This window comes from Neobacillus niacini (genome assembly GCF_019749295.1).
Lineage (GTDB): Bacteria > Bacillota > Bacilli > Bacillales > Cytobacillaceae > Neobacillus > Neobacillus niacini_D.
Genome location: NZ_JACWFG010000003.1, coordinates 116002 through 133977, shown reverse-complemented (window position 1 = coordinate 133977; position 17976 = coordinate 116002). Strand labels below are relative to the sequence as shown.

Here is a 17976-nt window from a genome sequence, read left to right as displayed (position 1 = left end):
ATAAGAAAATCCATATAAAAATGTTAAAAACAAGAGGCAACCACCTTTCTTATGGTAAAATAAATATATGGGCGTACAAGACGATCATGAATGACCTAGGAGGATTTATGGAGAAAAAAATATCAATTGCCATTGATGGCCCTGCTGCAGCCGGCAAGAGTACAGTAGCAAAAGTTGTCGCAGAAAAGTTATCCTACATATATATCGATACAGGAGCTATGTATCGGGCCTTGACATACAAAGCAATGGTTAACAACCTTAATTTAGAAGATGAAGACCTTCTATTAGACAGTTTACTAACAACAAAGTTGGAGCTATATCCTTCCCCAAATGGACAATTGGTATTTCTTGATAATCAAGAAGTGACGGAAGCAATACGATCATCAGAAGTTACGAATTCTGTTTCGATTGTAGCCAAGCACCAGAAGGTACGAGAAGAAATGGTAAGAATGCAGCAATCCTTCGCAGTAAATGGAGGAGTTGTAATGGATGGAAGAGATATAGGAACTCATGTGCTTCCAAATGCGGAGGTAAAGGTTTTCCTGCTTGCAAGTGTCGAGGAGAGAGCAGTTAGACGCCACACAGAGAACCTTAAAAAAGGTTATCCGTCCAATTTAGAACAATTAAGGGAAGAAATTGCCCGGCGTGATAAAATTGATTCTGAGCGAGAGTTTGCACCGTTAAAAAAAGCGGATGACGCTATTGAAATTGACACCACAGCTTTGTCTATCCCTGAAGTAGTTGAAAAAATAATGGCTCTCGTAAATGAAAGGGTTGGATAAGTGTGACGTTTTATTCGTTTGCTAGGTCGGTTGTGGCTGGGATTTTTAAACCGATGTACAGAATTGAAGTTATTGGGTTAGAGCATTTTCCTAAAGAAGGCGGAGTACTTCTTTGCACGAATCATATTCATAATTTTGATCCCTTAGTCGTAGGCGCTACAGCTCCAAGACCCGTCCATTTTATGGCTAAGGAAGAAATATTCAAGGTTCCTGTTTTAGGTAATATTGTAAGAAAGTGTAATGCTTTCCCAGTAAAAAGAGGAATGGGAGACAGAGAAGCACTAAGGGCTGGATTAAAAGTTTTAAAAGACGGAAATGTTTTTGGCCTTTTTCCTGAAGGGACTAGGAGTAAGACAGGAGAAATCGGAAAAGGATTATCTGGAGCTGGTTTTTTTGCTCTGAGGACTGAAGCCTATGTACTGCCTTGTGCCATAATTGGACCGTATAAAAGTTTCGGAAAGCTAAAGGTGGTTTATGGAAAGCCGATTGCTATGGAAGAAGTGAGGAGTAAGAAAGCCTCTGCCGATGAGGCAACTGAATTAATTATGTCAGAAATCCATAAACTTATTATAGAGCATAGGTAGCTTCTGCTTGACAAAAAAGGCTATTTGTAAGAAGTTAATAAAAAGAGATTTTATTAGAATATTCACTCGTTTTTCATTAAGAAATTATATAATTTCATTTAGTAGTTATTGGATTAAGGAGGAATACATATGTCGGAAGAAATGAACCAAGTAGAAGTTAAAAATTATACCATTGGTGATAAAGTCACTGGACAAGTTACTAAGGTAGAAGAGAAACAAGTAATTGTAAATATTCAGGATAGTAAACATGACGGTATTATCCCAATCAGTGAGCTTTCTAGTCTTCATGTTGAAAAAGCCTCTGATGTTGTTTCTGAGGGTGATGAGTTAGATCTTGAAGTACTTAAAGTAGAAGAGGATGCTATTATCTTATCTAAAAGAAAAGTTGATGCCGAGAAAGCCTGGGTGAATCTTGAGGAACGTTTCAATAGTGGTGAAGTCTTTGAAACTGAAGTAAAAGATGTTGTTAAAGGCGGTCTAGTTGTAGATTTAGGCGTACGCGGCTTTGTTCCTGCGTCTTTGGTTGAAGCGCATTATGTTGAAGATTTTTCTGATTACAAAGGTAAAAACCTTACCTTTAAAATTGTGGAACTTGATAGAGAAAAAAATCGTTTAATCCTCTCACATCGTGCAGTGGTGGAAGAAGAGAAGGGAAAACAAAAGAAAAATCTATTAAGTGCCATCACACCTGGACAAGTTATTGATGGAACTGTGCAAAGAATAACAGATTTTGGTGCTTTCGTTGACATTGGCGGAATCGATGGACTTGTTCATATTTCTCAGTTGTCACATCAACATATTGAGAAACCATCAGACGTTGTACAAGAAGGTCAACAAGTAAAAGTTAAAGTTTTAAGTGTGGACCGCGATAATGAAAGAATTTCTTTATCTATTAAAGAAACACAACCAGGACCATGGTCACAAGTATCAGAAAAGGCTCCTAAGGGCAGTACATTAACTGGAACCGTTAAAAGATTAGTTTCCTATGGTGCTTTTGTGGAAGTTTTTCCTGGGGTTGAAGGACTTGTTCATATCTCACAAATTGCTCATAAGCATATCGGTACACCACATGAGGTATTGAAAGAAGGCCAGGAAGTACAAGTTAAAGTGTTAGAGGCTAATGAACAAGAACAAAGACTTTCTTTAAGCATCAAAGATCTTCTTGAAAAAGATGCAGAAGAAAACTTTGATTATGAGCTTCCTGAAGAATCTAAAGGATTTCAGCTTGGTGAAATGATTGGCGATAAGTTAAAGAATCTGGGAAAATAATGGTGATAATAAGTGTCTAGATCTGAACGGAAATGGGATCATATTCGCTATGCCTTAGAAACAGGGCAAAAGCGATTAACATCATTTGATGATATACAGTTTATTCATCAAAGTTTACCAAACATTAATGTTTCAGATGTCTCTTTTCACCAAAAAATTGGCGGACTTTCTTTAAGTTCGCCAATTTTTATCAATGCAATGACTGGTGGCGGAGGCGAGAAGACCTACTCTCTGAATAAGCAGCTTGCTATGGCGGCTAGGGAATTAGGACTAGCTATGGCAGTTGGGTCACAAATGTCAGCACTGAAGGACAAGTCTGAGAAATATACATATGAGGTCGTACGCAAAGAAAACCCTTCGGGGGTTCTCATTGCAAACTTAGGGAGTGAAGCAACTCCTGACCAAGCAAAGATGGCAATTGATATGCTCGAGGCCAATGCCTTGCAAATCCATTTAAATGTAATACAGGAACTCGCAATGCCAGAAGGAGACCGGGACTTTTCCGGGGCCCTAAAACGGATAGAAAAAATTATTAGAGAGATTGATGTTCCTGTTATTGTAAAAGAGGTTGGATTCGGTATGTGTAAAGAAACCGTTGAATCTCTAGCAGGTGTAGGGGTTTCAGCTGTGGATGTGGGGGGATTTGGCGGAACAAACTTTGCTGAAATAGAAAATAAGCGCAGCGATAAAATGCAAGCTTTTTTTAATCAGTGGGGAATCCCTACAGCTATTTCTATTTCAGAAGCCTCACAGTCTTCTCTACCGGTTTCTATAATTGGTTCAGGTGGTTTTACTTCAAGTATTGATATTGCAAAGGGAATAGCGTTAGGAGCGAGTCTCACCGGCTTTGCAGGCCATTTCTTAAAAATTCTGGTTGAAGAAGGAATTGAATCACTTATTGAAGAAGTCTCATCCCTTCACAATGGGTTAATTATGATTATGACTGCTTTAGGGGCAAGCTCTATTTCGGAATTACAAAGAGCTCCTTTAATGATATCTGGTCAAACATTTCATTGGTTATCACAAAGAGGAATTGATACAAAAGCATACAGCCAGCGTACGATCAAATAAGCTCCCGCAGCCAACGGGAGCTTTATTTGTTAACTATACTTATTATCGTTTAAGCCTCTTGCTTCCTCAGGACTTTGAAGTTTGGCTGCACCAGGATAATGCAGCGCTTGGTCACGATCTGATTCGACTTTACCACTTGCTCTTAACTTTTTTTCTTGACGATCCTTTCCCATTTTTACACACCTCCTCCTATTAACATGATTTTGTTGACGAAAGATTATTCAGCGAAGTATGAAACTACATAAAGAATACCGATAATGGAAATAGTAGGAGGTGTGTGATAATGGAGGGTTCCGTGTTTTATTGGATACTTTGGTTATTTTGGGTGTGCATTACATTCTTTTTTAACAAACAAAATCCATATCGGACAAAATTAGCTGTTGTTATCTTAATGGTCATTATTCTTTCGGATGTACATTTTTTAGTTGAGAGTTTCCAGTTTTATGCTAGTGGATTGTTTATGCTGCTATTATCTTATATTATTTTGGGTAAGAAAAAGCTGGGTTCATTGCTATATGCCTTTATTTGTTCATTTATTGTAACAATTTCATATGTCACCTTTAACTTATTTGTCATCTTTGATCCAGTCTGGGTGATATTTCAAAAGGAATGGATGATGGGGGTTTGTATTAGCTTCCTGGCAATCATCTTGCAAACGTCTTTAAAAGACAGATTATTGATAGTTGTTAGCGGTACTATGCAAGGAGAGATACTCTATGCATTTTACCTAAGTAAATTTGAATTTTCCTATCCCATAGGAACAATAGCTTACCTAGATGTTGCTTCTTTAGTAATTATTTTGCTGGTGGGGTGGGGCGCCCTGGAAAATGCCGGTACATTCTTTCAAAACCATTTTCATTTTTTGGAAAAAGGGAAGCAAAAATCATCATAAAACTGACTTATTAAGTTTTACCATTGCAGGAAAGGTTTCACATTGCTAAAATAATATGGTTAGACCCTTCTTTAGGATAGAAGGGTTTCTTTATCATTAGTACGCAATTGCTTGATTATAAATTGAGTTTCTCTGCTTTAACGATAAAAATAACAAAATAATATTGATAATATATGGATAGAAAGGATGGCGATTATAATGGTAAAACCTGTTATAGCCATTGTAGGGCGACCGAATGTTGGAAAGTCAACCATTTTTAACAGAATTGTTGGAGAAAGAATTTCCATCGTTGAGGATATCCCAGGAGTAACACGTGATCGAATTTATAGCTCTGGGGAATGGTTAACTCATGATTTTAATGTAATTGATACAGGGGGAATTGATATCGGGGATGAACCATTTCTCGAACAAATCCGCCAACAGGCAGAAGTTGCTATAGATGAAGCCGATGTGATTATTTTTTTAACAAATGGCAGAGAAGGAGTTACTGCTGCAGACGAAGAGGTAGCAAAGATTTTGTATAAATCTAAAAAACCTATCGTATTAGCTGTTAACAAAATAGATAATCCTGAAATGCGTGAACAAATCTATGATTTTTATTCTTTAGGATTTGGTGAACCGGTACCTGTCTCAGGCTCTCACGGTCTTGGACTAGGAGACTTGTTGGATGAGGCCGCTAAACATTTTCCGAAGAATAAGGGACAAGATTATGCTGAGGATGTTATTAAATTTTCTTTAATTGGCAGACCGAATGTAGGGAAGTCATCATTAGTTAATGCCATTTTGGGAGAAGACCGTGTAATTGTAAGTGATATAGCTGGAACAACTAGAGACGCAGTCGACTCACCTTATACCTATAATGGAGATAAGTATGTCATAATCGATACGGCAGGTATGCGTAAAAAAGGTAAAGTATATGAGAGCACTGAAAAGTATAGTGTACTGCGTGCACTAAGGGCAATCGAACGTTCTGACGTTGTTTTAGTAGTCATTAATGCGGAAGAAGGAATCATTGAACAAGATAAGAAAATTGCTGGATATGCACATGAAGCTGGCAGGGCGATTGTTATTGTTGTCAACAAGTGGGATGCCGTCGAAAAAGATGAAAAAACAATGAAGGAACTAGAACAAAAAATTAGAGAACATTTTCTCTTCTTAAGTTATGCCCCAATTGTTTTCTTATCTGCTAAGACTAAAAAACGTATCCATACTTTACTTCCGATGATCAATACTGCTAGTGAAAACCATGCTATGAGAGTCGAAACAAGCGTTTTAAATGATATAATAATGGATGCGGTTGCGATGAACCCAACACCAACGGATAAAGGTCGTCGATTAAAAATTTATTACACTACACAAGTAGCTGTGAAACCGCCAACCTTTGTTGTTTTTGTAAATGAACCAGAGTTACTGCATTTTTCTTATGAGCGCTTCTTAGAAAACCGAATTCGAGAGGCTTTTGGATTCGAAGGAACCCCGATAAAACTTTACGCTAGAGAAAGAAAATAATTTTTACGGTGGAGTGATTTGATGCAGGATATGAAAAAAGCTGTAGCTGTTGTAGGTGCCGGTAGCTGGGGAACTGCTCTTGCGATGGTCCTTGCAGACAATGGACATGAAGTCAGATTGTGGAGCCATAATGAATCCCAGGTGCAAGAAATTAATCAATCTCATACAAATAAAAAATACTTGCCAGAAATTGTGCTGCCTGAGCTAATTGTTGGTTATGCTTCTTTAAAAGATGCTCTGGCAGGAATAAAAGAGGTTATTTTAGCGGTACCGACAAAAGCAATTCGTGAGGTAATTGGGAAAATCCGTACAGTTCAAAACTCGCCTTTAACAATTGCACATGTTAGTAAAGGAATTGAGCCAGATTCATTATTAAGAATTTCGGAACTAATTAAAGAAGAAATGCCGAGTGAGCTTTTGAAAGCAGTAGTAGTGCTCTCAGGTCCAAGCCATGCGGAGGAAGTTAGTTTAAGGCACCCAACTACTGTAACTGTATCGTCAGAAGATATGACCGCTGCAGAAGGAATACAAGATTTGTTTATCAATCATAATTTTCGAGTCTATACGAACCCGGATGTCATTGGCGTTGAGATAGGTGGAGCTTTAAAGAATATTATTGCGTTAGCTGCTGGAATCACGGACGGATTGGGGTATGGTGATAATGCAAAAGCCGCATTAATAACTAGAGGATTAGCAGAGATCGCTCGTCTTGGTACAAAAATGGGTGCTAACCCCTTAACGTTTTCGGGTTTAACGGGAATAGGGGATTTAATTGTTACATGTACAAGCGTACATTCAAGGAACTGGAGAGCAGGTAATTTACTTGGTAAAGGAAAAAACCTTGATGAGGTTCTTGAGAACATGGGGATGGTTGTAGAGGGTGTAAGAACAACCAAAGCAGCCTATCAGCTTGCCGAGAAGTACAATGTCAGCATGCCGATTACATGTGCCCTTTATGATGTATTATTTAATGGAAAAAATGCCAAGGATGCAGTGGATGTTTTAATGGCACGCGGGAAAACCCATGAAATGGAAGATTTGGTTAATATCCTTGAGGAGAGAAACCTCGAATAATAAAAAAGGTACATTTTTCATTGAAAAATAGGCATTCGATGATGCGCATTGTGCCGCGCCTGCATACAATGCAAGCGAAGCACACGTGTAGTATGAACCTTAGAGTTTGGGTTGTTTTAGTCACTAAGACTGAAGTAAGGAATTCGCCCCTCTTTACTTCAGTTTTTTTATTTGGGTAAAATCAAAAGTTTTTTATGTATTGGGCTCCCTGTGTTATAATAGCTTTCGGAATAAGGGGGGTGTCCTAATGTCACCAGGTATGCTGAAAATGTGGATTTCAATTGCAGGAATGGGACTTATGTTCCTTGCAATAATTACAATATATCTAAGCCGGTATAAGTTAAAAGGAGTGTTAAAGTTTTTAACTGGTGTGCTTGCTTATATTTTCTTAATTATTTCAGGAATTACGTTGTTTATTGTTCTTTTTACATAATACATAAAAAATAGGTGATTGTATGAATTGGAAAGTCATCGGAGTGTTACTAGTACTAACTTCCTTGTTTTTGTCAGGCTGCATGTATCCAAAGGAGAAGTTAGCAGAAAATCAAATCCCATATACAGACCAAGTCCAAGCAGTTCAACAAGCTGTAAATTCCTTTAAAGAGGATAATGGAGGTATCCTGCCGATAAAAACAAAAGATGCAGTGACTCCGATATATCAAAAATATCCGATTGAATTTAAAAAAATTGCACCCAAGTATATTGCTGAGCCGCCAGGTAATGCATTTGAAAGTGGAGGAATATTTCAATATGTTCTAATAGACGTTGAAACCAACCCGACCGTAAAACTATTAGACTTGAGAATGGCTGATACCATACGTGAAATTAATATAAGAATCAAGTCCAATGGTTACCCGCCATATAAAGATAAAATTGCTGATAATGTATATACTATTGACTTTGATGAATTAGGTTATAAGCAGGAGCCATATGCAGTTAGTCCATTTACTAATCAAAATCTTCCATTTGTCGTAACAACAAATGCTGAAGTTTTTATCGATTATCGGCAAGATTTATTTCAGAAGCTTAAGGAAAATGATAAAGAGGTAAAGCCGGGTGAGGATATACGCTATATTCTTGTGGAAGATTCCATGTTTGTTCCAGCCTATTCTTTACCTTATACAATCGACCCTGAGAATAATGAACCAGTTTTTTTAAAACAATAAGAATGCCAAATAGTCATAACCCTTCTCTTACGAAATATATTGTAGGAGAAGGGTTTTTTTTGGCATCAACGTGCCATTTATCTATTAGGTTAAAGATGAATACGGAAAATGAGTTTCTCCCGTGTTGCTTTACCTCAGGAACCCTCATTTAATCAAATGTTCAGACACAAAAGATACTAGCATATTCAAGGAATAAATAGTTAGGGGGGTAAAAAAATTTTAAAAAACTGTCATAAGAATATAGGACAACGTCATAAATATATATTGTCCAAAAATATCTTGATGGATAATATTATCCCACTTTACTCTATGATCGGGAGGGGATCACTTGGAAAAGGTTGATATTTTCAAAGATATTGCCGAAAGAACTGGCGGTGATATTTATTTAGGAGTAGTAGGTGCTGTTAGAACAGGAAAATCCACATTTATTAAAAAATTTATGGAGCTTGTGGTTTTACCGAATATAGACAATGAAGCAGAGAGATCTAGAACAGTCGACGAGCTTCCTCAAAGTGCTGCAGGTAAAACAATCATGACGACCGAGCCCAAGTTTGTTCCGAATCAAGCTGCTAGTGTCCATGTTGACGAAGGGCTTAATGTTAATATTAGACTGGTTGATTGTGTCGGCTACACCGTTCCAGGTGCAAAAGGGTATGAGGATGAAAATGGTCCTAGAATGATTACCACTCCTTGGTATGAAGAGCCAATTCCATTCCATGAAGCAGCAGAAATTGGAACCAGGAAAGTTATTCAGGAGCATTCCACGATTGGGGTTGTAGTGACTACTGATGGCACAATCGGCGAAATACCTAGAAGTAATTACATTGAAGCTGAGGAAAGAGTGATCAACGAGCTGAAAGAGGTTGGCAAACCATTTATAATGGTCGTCAATAGTGCTCAGCCATATCACCCGAGCACAGAAACACTTAGATCCAGCCTGGCAGAAAAATATGACATACCTGTATTGGCAATGAGTGTAGAAAGTATGCGTGACAGTGATGTGCTTAATGTTCTCAGAGAGGCACTATATGAGTTCCCGGTTCTTGAGGTTAATGTAAATCTCCCTAGCTGGGTAATGGTATTAAGAGAGAATCACTGGCTTCGTGAAAGTTATCAAGAAGCAGTCAAAGAAACAGTTAAAGATATAAAGAGATTAAGAGATGTTGATAGGGTCGTTCAGCAATTTAGCGACTTTGACTATATTGAAAGAGCCGGATTAGCGGGAATCGAAATGGGTCAAGGTGTTGCAGAAATTGACTTATTCGCTCCAGATGAACTTTATGATGATATATTAAAAGAAATTGTCGGAGTAGAAATAAGAGGTAAAGATCATCTCCTTGAGCTAATGCAGGATTTTGCCCATGCAAAAGCGGAATATGATCATATATCAGACGCGTTAAGAATGGTGAAGCAGACAGGTTACGGTATTGCCTCGCCATCACTATCAGACATGAGCTTGGAAGAACCAGAAATTATCCGTCAGGGTGCAAGATTTGGCGTAAGGCTGCGTGCAGTAGCTCCATCTATTCATATGATTAAGGTGGATGTTGAATCGGAATTTGCTCCAATTATCGGAACAGAGAAGCAAAGTGAAGAGCTTGTTCGCTACTTAATGCAGGACTTTGAGGATGATCCGTTATCCATCTGGAATTCAGATATTTTTGGACGCTCGCTAAGCTCCATCGTTAGGGAAGGTATCCAAGCAAAGCTATCCTTAATGCCAGAGAATGCGAGATATAAACTAAAAGAAACATTAGAGAGAATTATTAACGAAGGATCAGGCGGTTTAATTGCAATAATCCTTTAAGAGTTGAGACTCCGATTTGGGGTCTTTTTTCTTGTTTTACAAAAAACTACAGCAGAAATTCTAAAAAATAGTAGAAATTTGTAGAAATGAAGAAAAAGATTACCATTATTTCATGAAATATTCTTGATAAGCGTAAATGATTGTGATAATCTTTTAACAGACTTACGTTTGGTGCTTGAAACCTTTATATAATAAGGTTTTTTATTAAAAAGTAGATTAAAATATCAAAAGCTGCATTTTTTGATTACTTTGCCAATAAAACCGCGCTATGACGTATAGAATTGATAAAAATTGTTTAGAAATGTAGATAAGTAATCTTATTTACGATTCTTAACTATATTATTGGGAGGAGGTGAATAGCATGAACAAGACAGAACTAATTAACGCAGTTGCAGAAGCAAGCGAACTTTCTAAAAAAGACGCTACAAAAGCAGTTGATGCTGTTTTTGATTCAATTCTAGATGCTTTAAAAAATGGTGATAAAGTCCAACTAATCGGTTTTGGTAACTTTGAAGTACGCGAACGTGCAGCACGTAAAGGACGTAATCCTCAAACTGGTGAGGAAATCGAAATTGGTGCAAGCAAAGTTCCTGCATTCAAACCAGGTAAAGCGCTTAAAGACGCAGTAAAATAATTACATAAGTTTATTGCTTTAAGCGATTGCTTAGGCAAAAAGGTCATGAGTCTTGTCTCGTGACCTTTTTTCTGTTTATCAGAACTTTGAACATCACTTTTGTTGTGCTAAGATGTATTTATTATATATACTTGTTTGATATACAGTAGGGGGAATATGCATGAAAGAAGTGAATCGTACCCAAATCGAAGAGGCGGTACGTTTAATATTAACAGCAATTGGTGAAGATCCGAGCAGAGAAGGCCTACTGGATACACCGAAACGAGTAGCAAAAATGTACGAAGAGGTATTCAGCGGTCTAAGTGAAGATCCAAAAAAACACTTCGAGACCATTTTTAGTGAAGACCATGAAGAATTAGTGCTAGTGAAGGATATTCCATTCTATTCCATGTGTGAACATCATCTTGTACCTTTCTTCGGAAAAGCTCATGTTGCCTACATTCCTAAAAACGGTCGTGTAACAGGGCTAAGTAAATTAGCCAGGGCTGTAGAGGCCGTGGCTAAAAGACCTCAACTGCAGGAGAGGATTACTTCTACCATTGCCGATAGTATGATGGAAAAGTTAGATCCTCATGGAGTAATGATTGTCGTAGAGGCAGAGCATATGTGTATGACCATGCGGGGAGTAAAAAAACCAGGGTCAAAGACAGTGACAACTGCAGTTCGGGGCAATCTTGCAAATGATACCATTGCTCGTTCTGAAATATTAGCTTTAATTAAGAATTAATGGGGTGATACTATGGAGAAACGTCAATCACAAAATAGTAGTGAGTTTGTTGTAATAAAAGCTGTTGATGATGGTGTTAGTGTTATCGGGTTGACTCGAGGAAGTGATACAAAATTTCATCATTCAGAGAAGCTGGATAAAGGCGAAGTCTTAATCGCCCAATTCACCGAACATACATCAGCAATAAAAATTAGGGGAAATGCAAAAATAATGACTCATTTTGGCGAAATTGAAAGCGAAATGAAAAAGTAATTTAGAAAAATGTTATTAATATAACCGTTTTATTTTTTTCATTCTTATTTCCAAAGTGTTTAGATGTATTTATTTTGTGAATTTCTGCCCATACATACGCTTTTATGATATAATTGTCACTGCCTTGTTAACATAAGAGGATCGTAATAAATATATTAATTCGGGGAAGCAAGGGTGATTAAATTGCCAGACATTCGACAAAAGTTTACAGACATAAAGGAGCAAGTTGAGCAAAAAGTATTTCATCCTTACTTGCTAAAATATATTGAGACGCCTGTAATTGATGAAGATAAACTGCTTATTCTTGTATCCATTATGGATCGACTCGAATTGTCTTACAATGAGTTAAAAAATTATGCGATGACTACGATGCTTATCCAGATTGCCCTTGATACCCATGAGCATATATCTAATGCTCATGTGGATGATATAAATAGACAATTAACGGTCCTAGCTGGAGATTATTATAGTGGATTGTATTATAAACTTTTGGCAGAGTCTGAAGATATAAACATGATAAAAGAACTCTCCAAAGGGATAAAATTGGTTAATGAACATAAAGTTTCCGTATATCAAAAAGAACTTAATGGAATTGATAACTTAATGACTAGTATTAAGAGAATTGAAAGCTCTTTACTTGTGAAATTCTCTGATTGCTTTAAAGTGGACCTATGGAATGAGTTTGTAGGTAATTTATTCTTTTTCAAGCGTTTGCTTCACGAAAAGAAATTATTTATACAAGCAGGAAACAGCTTAGTGTTTGAAATCCTAAAAGAATTAACAATAGCTAATAATAATATTTCAATAAAAAATCTATCAGATAAACAGCAGAGAGATTTGCTAGTGATTTGTGATCATTATCTTGATTCTTCAAAACAATTCCTCTTAAAAGGGATTAGTCAGCTCCCATATCTAAATGATATGTTAGAAGAAAGAATTACTTCGATCATTAATGAACATCAACCATTGGCGAATACTTTAGTGGAAGAAGGGTAAGCGTATGCAGCAATCTAAGGAACAACGAGTTCATAAGGTATTTGAAAAAATCTCAGATAACTACGATAAAATGAACTCAGTAATTAGTTTTCAGCAGCACATCAAATGGCGTAAAGATACAATGAAAAGAATGAATGTTAAGCCAGGTTCGAAAGCGCTTGATGTATGTTGTGGAACAGGTGACTGGACGATTGCCCTAGCTGAGGCCGTTGGCCCTTCTGGTGAGGTTAATGGATTAGATTTTAGTCAAAATATGCTAAACGTGGGTTTAGAAAAAGTAAAAAATTTAGGTCTAAACCAGGTAACTTTAATACATGGTAATGCCATGGAACTTCCTTTCCCGGATAACAGCTTTGACTATGTGACTATAGGTTTTGGTTTGAGGAATGTACCTGATTACCTGCAAGTATTAAAAGAAATGCACCGTGTAGTAAAACCAGGAGGCATTGCAGTTTGCCTAGAAACATCCCAGCCTACCTTACCTGGTTATAAACAGTTATTTTATTTCTACTTTAAATTTATCATGCCTATGTTTGGCAAGTTATTTGCAAAGAGTTATCAAGAATACTCGTGGCTCCAGGAATCTGCCCGGGATTTCCCAGGTATGAAAGAATTAGCGAAAATGTTTGAAACTGCTGGTTTTAAAAATGTTTTTTATAAACCGTATAGTGGTGGAGCGGCTGCAGTTCATATCGGTTATAAAAGGTAATTTGTAATTAGACATGTAAACAGGACGAAAAGCTGGTGAATACAAATGAAATTAAAGATGATGTATTCATTTTTGAATTCAGATATTAATTTAATTGAAAGAACGTTAGAAGAGACCATTCAGGCGGACTCTCTTCTTTTGAAACGGGCTTCTTTACATACCCTGCAGGCAGGTGGTAAAAGGATTCGTCCTGTTTTTGTTTTATTGGCAGGAAAGTTCGGCAACTATGATATTAATGTAATGAAGAATGTGGCTGTTGCTCTAGAACTGATCCACATGGCTTCATTAGTTCATGATGATGTTATCGACGACGCGGATTTGCGAAGAGGCCAGCCAACGGTTAAAGCGAAATGGGACAATAAGACAGCTATGTATACGGGTGATTTTATCTTTGCGCTGTCACTGGAACTGATGAGTGGCATTCATAAGCCCTTAGCTCATAAAATATTAGCCCATACCATTGTTGAGGTAACTGTTGGTGAAATTCAACAGATAAAAGACAAGTATCGTTTTAATCAAAATCTTCGGGATTATTTAAGAAGAATCAAACGAAAGACGGCATTGTTAATCTCAGCAAGCTGCCAGCTTGGTGCTATTGCAGCTGATGTAGAAGAGTCTATACATAATAAACTGTATTTATTTGGCTATTATGTTGGGATGGCTTTTCAAATTACAGATGATATTCTCGACTTTACCTCATCAGAGGAGGAGCTGGGAAAACCCGCAGGCAGTGATTTGCTTCAAGGAAACATCACTGCTCCTGCGCTATATGCTATGGAGAATGAAACCATTCGACGTGAAATTGAAAAGGTTCATGAGGATATGGAGCCAGTTCAGATACAAAAAATTATCTCACTAATTAAAGCTTCAGGTGCGATTGAAAAATCTATCGCCTTAAGTGATTTGTATCTTGATAAAGCATTGGCAGTATTAGAAGATCTGCCCTCTAATAGAGCAAAAAAAACACTGCGGGATATTGCAAAATTCATCGGCCGCCGAAAATATTAAATGCTAGGAGCTAATCAGAGATTAGCTCCTTTTTAATAGACTTGCGAAATTTTCCAAAAAATGATAACATTTCAATGGATTGTCCCACTATGACAATTATTATACATACTATTTTAGGAGTGGAATTCATGGAAAAAACATTTTTAATGGTGAAGCCTGATGGTGTACAGCGTAATTTAATCGGAGAAGTTGTTGCTCGTTTTGAAAAAAAGGGTTTCCAATTAGTAGGCGCTAAATTAATGAGCATTCCTACTGAACTTGCACAGGAGCACTATGGCGAACACAAAGAACGTCCATTCTTTGGTGAACTAGTAGATTTCATTACATCCGGCCCTGTTTTCGCTATGGTCTGGCAAGGTGAGAATGTTATTGCAACTGCACGTCAAATGATGGGATCTACCAATCCTAAAGATGCAGCACCAGGTACTATCCGCGGCGATTTTGGCTTAACGGTTGGAAAGAATGTTATTCACGGTTCAGATTCACCTGCAAGTGCAGAACGTGAAATTGGCTTGTTCTTTAAAGATGGCGGCGTAGTAGAGTACTCTAAACTAGTTAACGAATGGATTTACTAATATATACAAAAAAAGCACTTGTATAGAAAAATACAAGTGCTTTTTTTGTATGCGCATACATCAAAAATTATAAAAATATTTCGGTAACAATAGTGTACAAATGGATAAACTGTGATTATCATTAAATAAATAATCATCTATCAATTTATGCTATTTTCAGATAATTATACTTACTATATTAGTCTGTATATGGTATATTGAATAAAATCCTTTAATGAGTTGAAGGGGGAAAGAGTCATGGGAATGAGATATTTAACAGCAGGGGAATCACACGGTCCACAATTAACGACAATATTAGAAGGACTGCCAGCAGGTATGCCATTATTGGCAGAGGATATTAATACGGAACTTGCAAGACGGCAGCAGGGGTACGGCCGCGGCAGGCGAATGCAAATTGAAAAAGATACTGTTGAAATCACTTCAGGAGTAAGACATGGAGAAACACTAGGCTCTCCAGTTGCTCTTGTCGTAAAGAATAATGACTGGAAACATTGGACGAAAATTATGGGGGCAGACCCATTAATAGAAGGTCAAGAAGATGAAGTAAAACGAAAAATTACCCGTCCAAGACCTGGACATGCAGATTTAAATGGTGCGATAAAATACGGCCATCGAGATATGCGGAATGTTCTCGAGCGTTCATCTGCACGAGAAACGACTGTAAGAGTTGCAGCAGGTGCAGTTGCTAAGAAACTTTTATCTTTAGTAGGTGTTACACTTGTATCTCATGTGGTTGAAATTGGCGGTATTAAGGCCAAAGCCAATCCAGACCTAACAATTGCAGAGTTGAAGGAAAGAACAGAGCTTTCGCCAGTACGCTGCGGGGACCCAGATGTAGAACAGGACATGATGAATGCAATAGACAACGCTAAGAAGAATGGTGATTCAATAGGCGGGGTTGTAGAAGTTATTGCTGCGGGTATGCCTGCAGGTGTGGGAAGTTATGTTCAATATGATAGAAAATTAGATGCAAAGCTAGCTGCAGCAATAATTAGTATTAATGCATTTAAAGGAGTAGAGTTTGGAATTGGCTTTGAAGCTGCAAGAAAGCCAGGAAGTGAAGTGCATGATGAAATTGTTTGGGATCAAGAAAATGGCTATACTCGTAAAACAAATCGTTTAGGCGGTTTTGAAGGCGGTATGACCACAGGGATGCCTATCGTAGTTCGTGGAGTGATGAAGCCAATTCCAACGCTTTATAAGCCATTGATGAGTGTTGATATCGATAGTAAGGAACCATTTTCTGCGAGTGTAGAGCGTTCTGATAGTTGTGCTGTTCCTGCTGCGGCGGTAGTTGCAGAGCATGTTGTCGCGTGGGAATTAGCCAATTCACTTATCGAACAATTTTATAGTGATCGTTTTGAAACCTTTGCGGCTGAAATAAACCGCCAGCGTGAATACGCGAGGGAATTTTAATGGAAGCCATTCACATTCAAACGAGTTCGAAAAGCTATAATGTGTTTGTTGGCGAAGGTATATTAAATGAGATTAGAACTTTTTTAAACAATCATTTTCCAAACCTCACCAGAGTATTAATTATTACGGATGAGACAGTTGGGAGTATACATCTTGATAAAGTGGTACCGCTATTGTCTCAATGGAATCCTGCTATTTTTACTGCGCCAAGCGGTGAAAAAGCAAAAACGTTCGAGGTATACTACGAGGCATTGTCAGTGGCGTTAGAAAACCGGTTAGACCGTAAATCTGCCATTATCGCTCTTGGCGGTGGTGCGGTTGGAGATCTATCAGGTTTTGTTGCGGCATCGTTCATGAGAGGTATACCCTTTATTCAGGTTCCCACCACTATACTCGCACATGATAGTGCGGTAGGGGGGAAAGTGGCTATAAATCATCCGCTGGGAAAAAATATGATAGGGGCTTTTCACCAGCCCGAAGCTGTTTTTTATGACCTTAACTTTCTCCATACATTACCTGAGCAAGAAATTCGGTCTGGTTTTGCAGAGGTTATTAAACATGCACTTATTTATGATTCTACTTTTTATCATTGGTTAAAGTCAGATATTCACGATCTAAAATCCTTAACTTCAGATCAATTATTTGAATCACTTACAAAAGGGATAAAAATAAAGAATGAGTTTGTTTCAAAGGACGAAAAAGAGACTGGAGTTCGAGCTTACTTGAATTTTGGACATACTTTAGGACACGCCATTGAATCGGAAATGGGCTATGGTAATTTCACACATGGTGAAGCGGTTATGATTGGAATGATCTTTGCTTTAAAGCTCAGTAAAGAAATAGCAGGATTAACCTTTAATACAGATGAGTTTGTTACCTGGGTAAAGGGGCTTGGTTATCAAACAGAGATTCCTCCGCACCTGTCACCTGAGAGATTGTTGTCAAAGATGAAGCAGGATAAAAAATCTGCAGCCGGGGCAGTAAAATTTGTATTGTTAGAGCAAATAGGTATACCAAAACTTCAAGAGCTATCGGATGATTTTTTATTAGACCAGCTCAAGAATCTATAAGAACAAGGGGGATTTTTCATGATTAGAGGGGTGAGGGGAGCAGTCACTGTTGATTGCAATACCGAAGAGGCCATCGTATCGGCAACAGAAATACTTTTGAAACAATTAATTGAGGATAACAATATCCTTCCAGAGCAGGTAGCTTCGGCTTTTATTTCTACAACTGAAGATCTAAACGCTGCATTCCCTGCTAAAGCACTCCGCAAATTCGCCGGGTGGACTTATGTACCTGTTATGTGTATGAGGGAATTACCAGTACCGAATTCATTACAGATGTGCGTTAGAATCATGCTGCATGTTAATACGGCAGTCCCTCAGGAAGAAATTGTCCATGTATATTTAGGAGGGGCAACGGTTTTACGGCCTGATTTAGGCAATACCACGTCGAAATAAACTCAGAATAAATATCATCATATACGGATGGAGTGGAAAGAA

At 37.8% G+C, this 17976-nt stretch carries 21 protein-coding genes; 20 read left to right on the top strand and 1 reads right to left on the bottom strand.

Features of this window, described 5'->3' with window-relative positions; translation table 11 throughout:
• Positions 1–107 precede the first annotated feature (107 nt).
• From cmk to fni, 4 genes are all read left to right on the top strand, one after another.
• Positions 108–782 carry a (d)CMP kinase gene (cmk, locus tag H0184_RS06415; protein WP_221822710.1) on the top strand — a complete coding sequence of 225 codons (675 nt, stop codon included), beginning with the start codon at positions 108–110 and terminating at the stop codon, positions 780–782.
• Positions 783–784: 2 nt separating this feature from the next.
• Positions 785–1366, top strand: a complete 582-nt coding sequence (locus H0184_RS06410) for a lysophospholipid acyltransferase family protein (RefSeq protein ID WP_221822708.1) — start codon at positions 785–787, stop codon at positions 1364–1366.
• A 129-nt stretch (positions 1367–1495) separates the two neighbouring features.
• Positions 1496–2635, top strand: a complete 1140-nt coding sequence (gene rpsA / locus H0184_RS06405; protein WP_221822706.1) for a 30S ribosomal protein S1 — start codon at positions 1496–1498, stop codon at positions 2633–2635.
• Positions 2636–2647: 12 nt separating this feature from the next.
• Complete coding sequence (gene fni / locus H0184_RS06400) at positions 2648–3706, top strand: type 2 isopentenyl-diphosphate Delta-isomerase (protein WP_221822704.1); 1059 nt, start codon at positions 2648–2650, stop codon at positions 3704–3706.
• A gap of 29 nt (positions 3707–3735) precedes the next feature.
• Here the strand turns inward: fni and H0184_RS06395 are convergent, their stop codons facing one another.
• Positions 3736–3879: a YpzI family protein gene (locus tag H0184_RS06395; RefSeq protein ID WP_221822703.1), complete on the bottom strand. Its 144-nt coding sequence runs from the start codon at positions 3877–3879 to the stop codon at positions 3736–3738.
• Positions 3880–3989: 110 nt separating this feature from the next.
• Here H0184_RS06395 and H0184_RS06390 point away from each other — a divergent pair, with 110 nt between their 5' ends.
• From H0184_RS06390 to aroH, 16 genes are all read left to right on the top strand, one after another.
• On the top strand, positions 3990–4598 hold the full coding sequence (locus H0184_RS06390) for a YphA family membrane protein (protein ID WP_221822701.1): 609 nt from the start codon (positions 3990–3992) through the stop codon (positions 4596–4598).
• Positions 4599–4796: 198 nt separating this feature from the next.
• Positions 4797–6107, top strand: coding sequence for a ribosome biogenesis GTPase Der (der, locus tag H0184_RS06385; protein ID WP_221822699.1), 1311 nt, complete (start codon positions 4797–4799; stop codon positions 6105–6107).
• Between the two features lie 21 nt (positions 6108–6128).
• Positions 6129–7181, top strand: coding sequence for an NAD(P)H-dependent glycerol-3-phosphate dehydrogenase (locus H0184_RS06380; protein ID WP_313771726.1), 1053 nt, complete (start codon positions 6129–6131; stop codon positions 7179–7181).
• Between the two features lie 247 nt (positions 7182–7428).
• A complete protein-coding gene (locus tag H0184_RS06375; protein WP_221822697.1) occupies positions 7429–7614 on the top strand; it encodes a DUF2768 domain-containing protein in 186 nt (61 codons plus the stop codon).
• A gap of 22 nt (positions 7615–7636) precedes the next feature.
• The gene (locus H0184_RS06370; protein WP_221822695.1) at positions 7637–8347 is read left to right on the top strand and encodes a hypothetical protein; all 711 of its coding nucleotides are present in this window, start codon (positions 7637–7639) and stop codon (positions 8345–8347) included.
• A gap of 328 nt (positions 8348–8675) precedes the next feature.
• On the top strand, positions 8676–10154 hold the full coding sequence (spoIVA, locus tag H0184_RS06365; RefSeq protein WP_179596418.1) for a stage IV sporulation protein A: 1479 nt from the start codon (positions 8676–8678) through the stop codon (positions 10152–10154).
• Between the two features lie 361 nt (positions 10155–10515).
• Complete coding sequence (hbs, locus tag H0184_RS06360) at positions 10516–10788, top strand: non-specific DNA-binding protein Hbs (RefSeq protein ID WP_034676225.1); 273 nt, start codon at positions 10516–10518, stop codon at positions 10786–10788.
• 160 nt (positions 10789–10948) lie between these two features.
• Positions 10949–11515 (top strand): GTP cyclohydrolase I FolE, encoded by a 567-nt coding sequence (gene folE, locus H0184_RS06355; RefSeq protein WP_221822693.1) that lies wholly within the window; start codon positions 10949–10951, stop codon positions 11513–11515.
• Positions 11516–11527: 12 nt separating this feature from the next.
• On the top strand, positions 11528–11767 hold the full coding sequence (gene mtrB, locus H0184_RS06350) for a trp RNA-binding attenuation protein MtrB (protein ID WP_221822691.1): 240 nt from the start codon (positions 11528–11530) through the stop codon (positions 11765–11767).
• Positions 11768–11941: 174 nt separating this feature from the next.
• Positions 11942–12763, top strand: coding sequence for a heptaprenyl diphosphate synthase component 1 (locus H0184_RS06345; protein ID WP_313771725.1), 822 nt, complete (start codon positions 11942–11944; stop codon positions 12761–12763).
• Positions 12764–12767: 4 nt separating this feature from the next.
• Entirely contained in the window at positions 12768–13472 is a 705-nt protein-coding gene (locus H0184_RS06340; RefSeq protein ID WP_221822689.1) for a demethylmenaquinone methyltransferase, read from the top strand.
• A gap of 45 nt (positions 13473–13517) precedes the next feature.
• Positions 13518–14480 carry a heptaprenyl diphosphate synthase component II gene (gene hepT, locus H0184_RS06335; RefSeq protein WP_221822688.1) on the top strand — a complete coding sequence of 321 codons (963 nt, stop codon included), beginning with the start codon at positions 13518–13520 and terminating at the stop codon, positions 14478–14480.
• A 128-nt stretch (positions 14481–14608) separates the two neighbouring features.
• Entirely contained in the window at positions 14609–15055 is a 447-nt protein-coding gene (ndk, locus tag H0184_RS06330) for a nucleoside-diphosphate kinase (protein ID WP_221822687.1), read from the top strand.
• A 243-nt stretch (positions 15056–15298) separates the two neighbouring features.
• Positions 15299–16471 (top strand): chorismate synthase, encoded by a 1173-nt coding sequence (gene aroC, locus H0184_RS06325; RefSeq protein ID WP_221823105.1) that lies wholly within the window; start codon positions 15299–15301, stop codon positions 16469–16471.
• Positions 16471–17541: a 3-dehydroquinate synthase gene (aroB, locus tag H0184_RS06320; RefSeq protein WP_221822686.1), complete on the top strand. Its 1071-nt coding sequence runs from the start codon at positions 16471–16473 to the stop codon at positions 17539–17541. The genes aroC and aroB overlap by 1 nt, the downstream gene beginning before the upstream one ends.
• An 18-nt stretch (positions 17542–17559) precedes the next feature.
• Complete coding sequence (gene aroH / locus H0184_RS06315; protein WP_221822685.1) at positions 17560–17934, top strand: chorismate mutase; 375 nt, start codon at positions 17560–17562, stop codon at positions 17932–17934.
• Positions 17935–17976: the final 42 nt, after the last annotated feature.

Bases quoted from the DNA above. Each gene is read 5' to 3' on its own strand.
- mtrB (WP_221822691.1), top strand. From the start codon at position 11,528: ATGGAGAAACGTCAATCACAAAATAGTAGTGAGTTTGTTGTAATAAAA.
- hbs (WP_034676225.1), top strand. From the start codon at position 10,516: ATGAACAAGACAGAACTAATTAACGCAGTTGCAGAAGCAAGCGAACTT.
- H0184_RS06375 (WP_221822697.1), top strand. From the start codon at position 7,429: ATGTCACCAGGTATGCTGAAAATGTGGATTTCAATTGCAGGAATGGGA.
- aroC (WP_221823105.1), top strand. From the start codon at position 15,299: ATGAGATATTTAACAGCAGGGGAATCACACGGTCCACAATTAACGACA.
- rpsA (WP_221822706.1), top strand. From the start codon at position 1,496: ATGTCGGAAGAAATGAACCAAGTAGAAGTTAAAAATTATACCATTGGT.
- H0184_RS06390 (WP_221822701.1), top strand. From the start codon at position 3,990: ATGGAGGGTTCCGTGTTTTATTGGATACTTTGGTTATTTTGGGTGTGC.
- aroH (WP_221822685.1), top strand. From the start codon at position 17,560: ATGATTAGAGGGGTGAGGGGAGCAGTCACTGTTGATTGCAATACCGAA.
- H0184_RS06340 (WP_221822689.1), top strand. From the start codon at position 12,768: ATGCAGCAATCTAAGGAACAACGAGTTCATAAGGTATTTGAAAAAATC.
- H0184_RS06370 (WP_221822695.1), top strand. From the start codon at position 7,637: ATGAATTGGAAAGTCATCGGAGTGTTACTAGTACTAACTTCCTTGTTT.
- H0184_RS06395 (WP_221822703.1), bottom strand. From the start codon at position 3,879: ATGGGAAAGGATCGTCAAGAAAAAAAGTTAAGAGCAAGTGGTAAAGTC.
- cmk (WP_221822710.1), top strand. From the start codon at position 108: ATGGAGAAAAAAATATCAATTGCCATTGATGGCCCTGCTGCAGCCGGC.
- ndk (WP_221822687.1), top strand. From the start codon at position 14,609: ATGGAAAAAACATTTTTAATGGTGAAGCCTGATGGTGTACAGCGTAAT.
- der (WP_221822699.1), top strand. From the start codon at position 4,797: ATGGTAAAACCTGTTATAGCCATTGTAGGGCGACCGAATGTTGGAAAG.
- hepT (WP_221822688.1), top strand. From the start codon at position 13,518: ATGAAATTAAAGATGATGTATTCATTTTTGAATTCAGATATTAATTTA.
- H0184_RS06380 (WP_313771726.1), top strand. From the start codon at position 6,129: ATGCAGGATATGAAAAAAGCTGTAGCTGTTGTAGGTGCCGGTAGCTGG.
- aroB (WP_221822686.1), top strand. From the start codon at position 16,471: ATGGAAGCCATTCACATTCAAACGAGTTCGAAAAGCTATAATGTGTTT.
- folE (WP_221822693.1), top strand. From the start codon at position 10,949: ATGAAAGAAGTGAATCGTACCCAAATCGAAGAGGCGGTACGTTTAATA.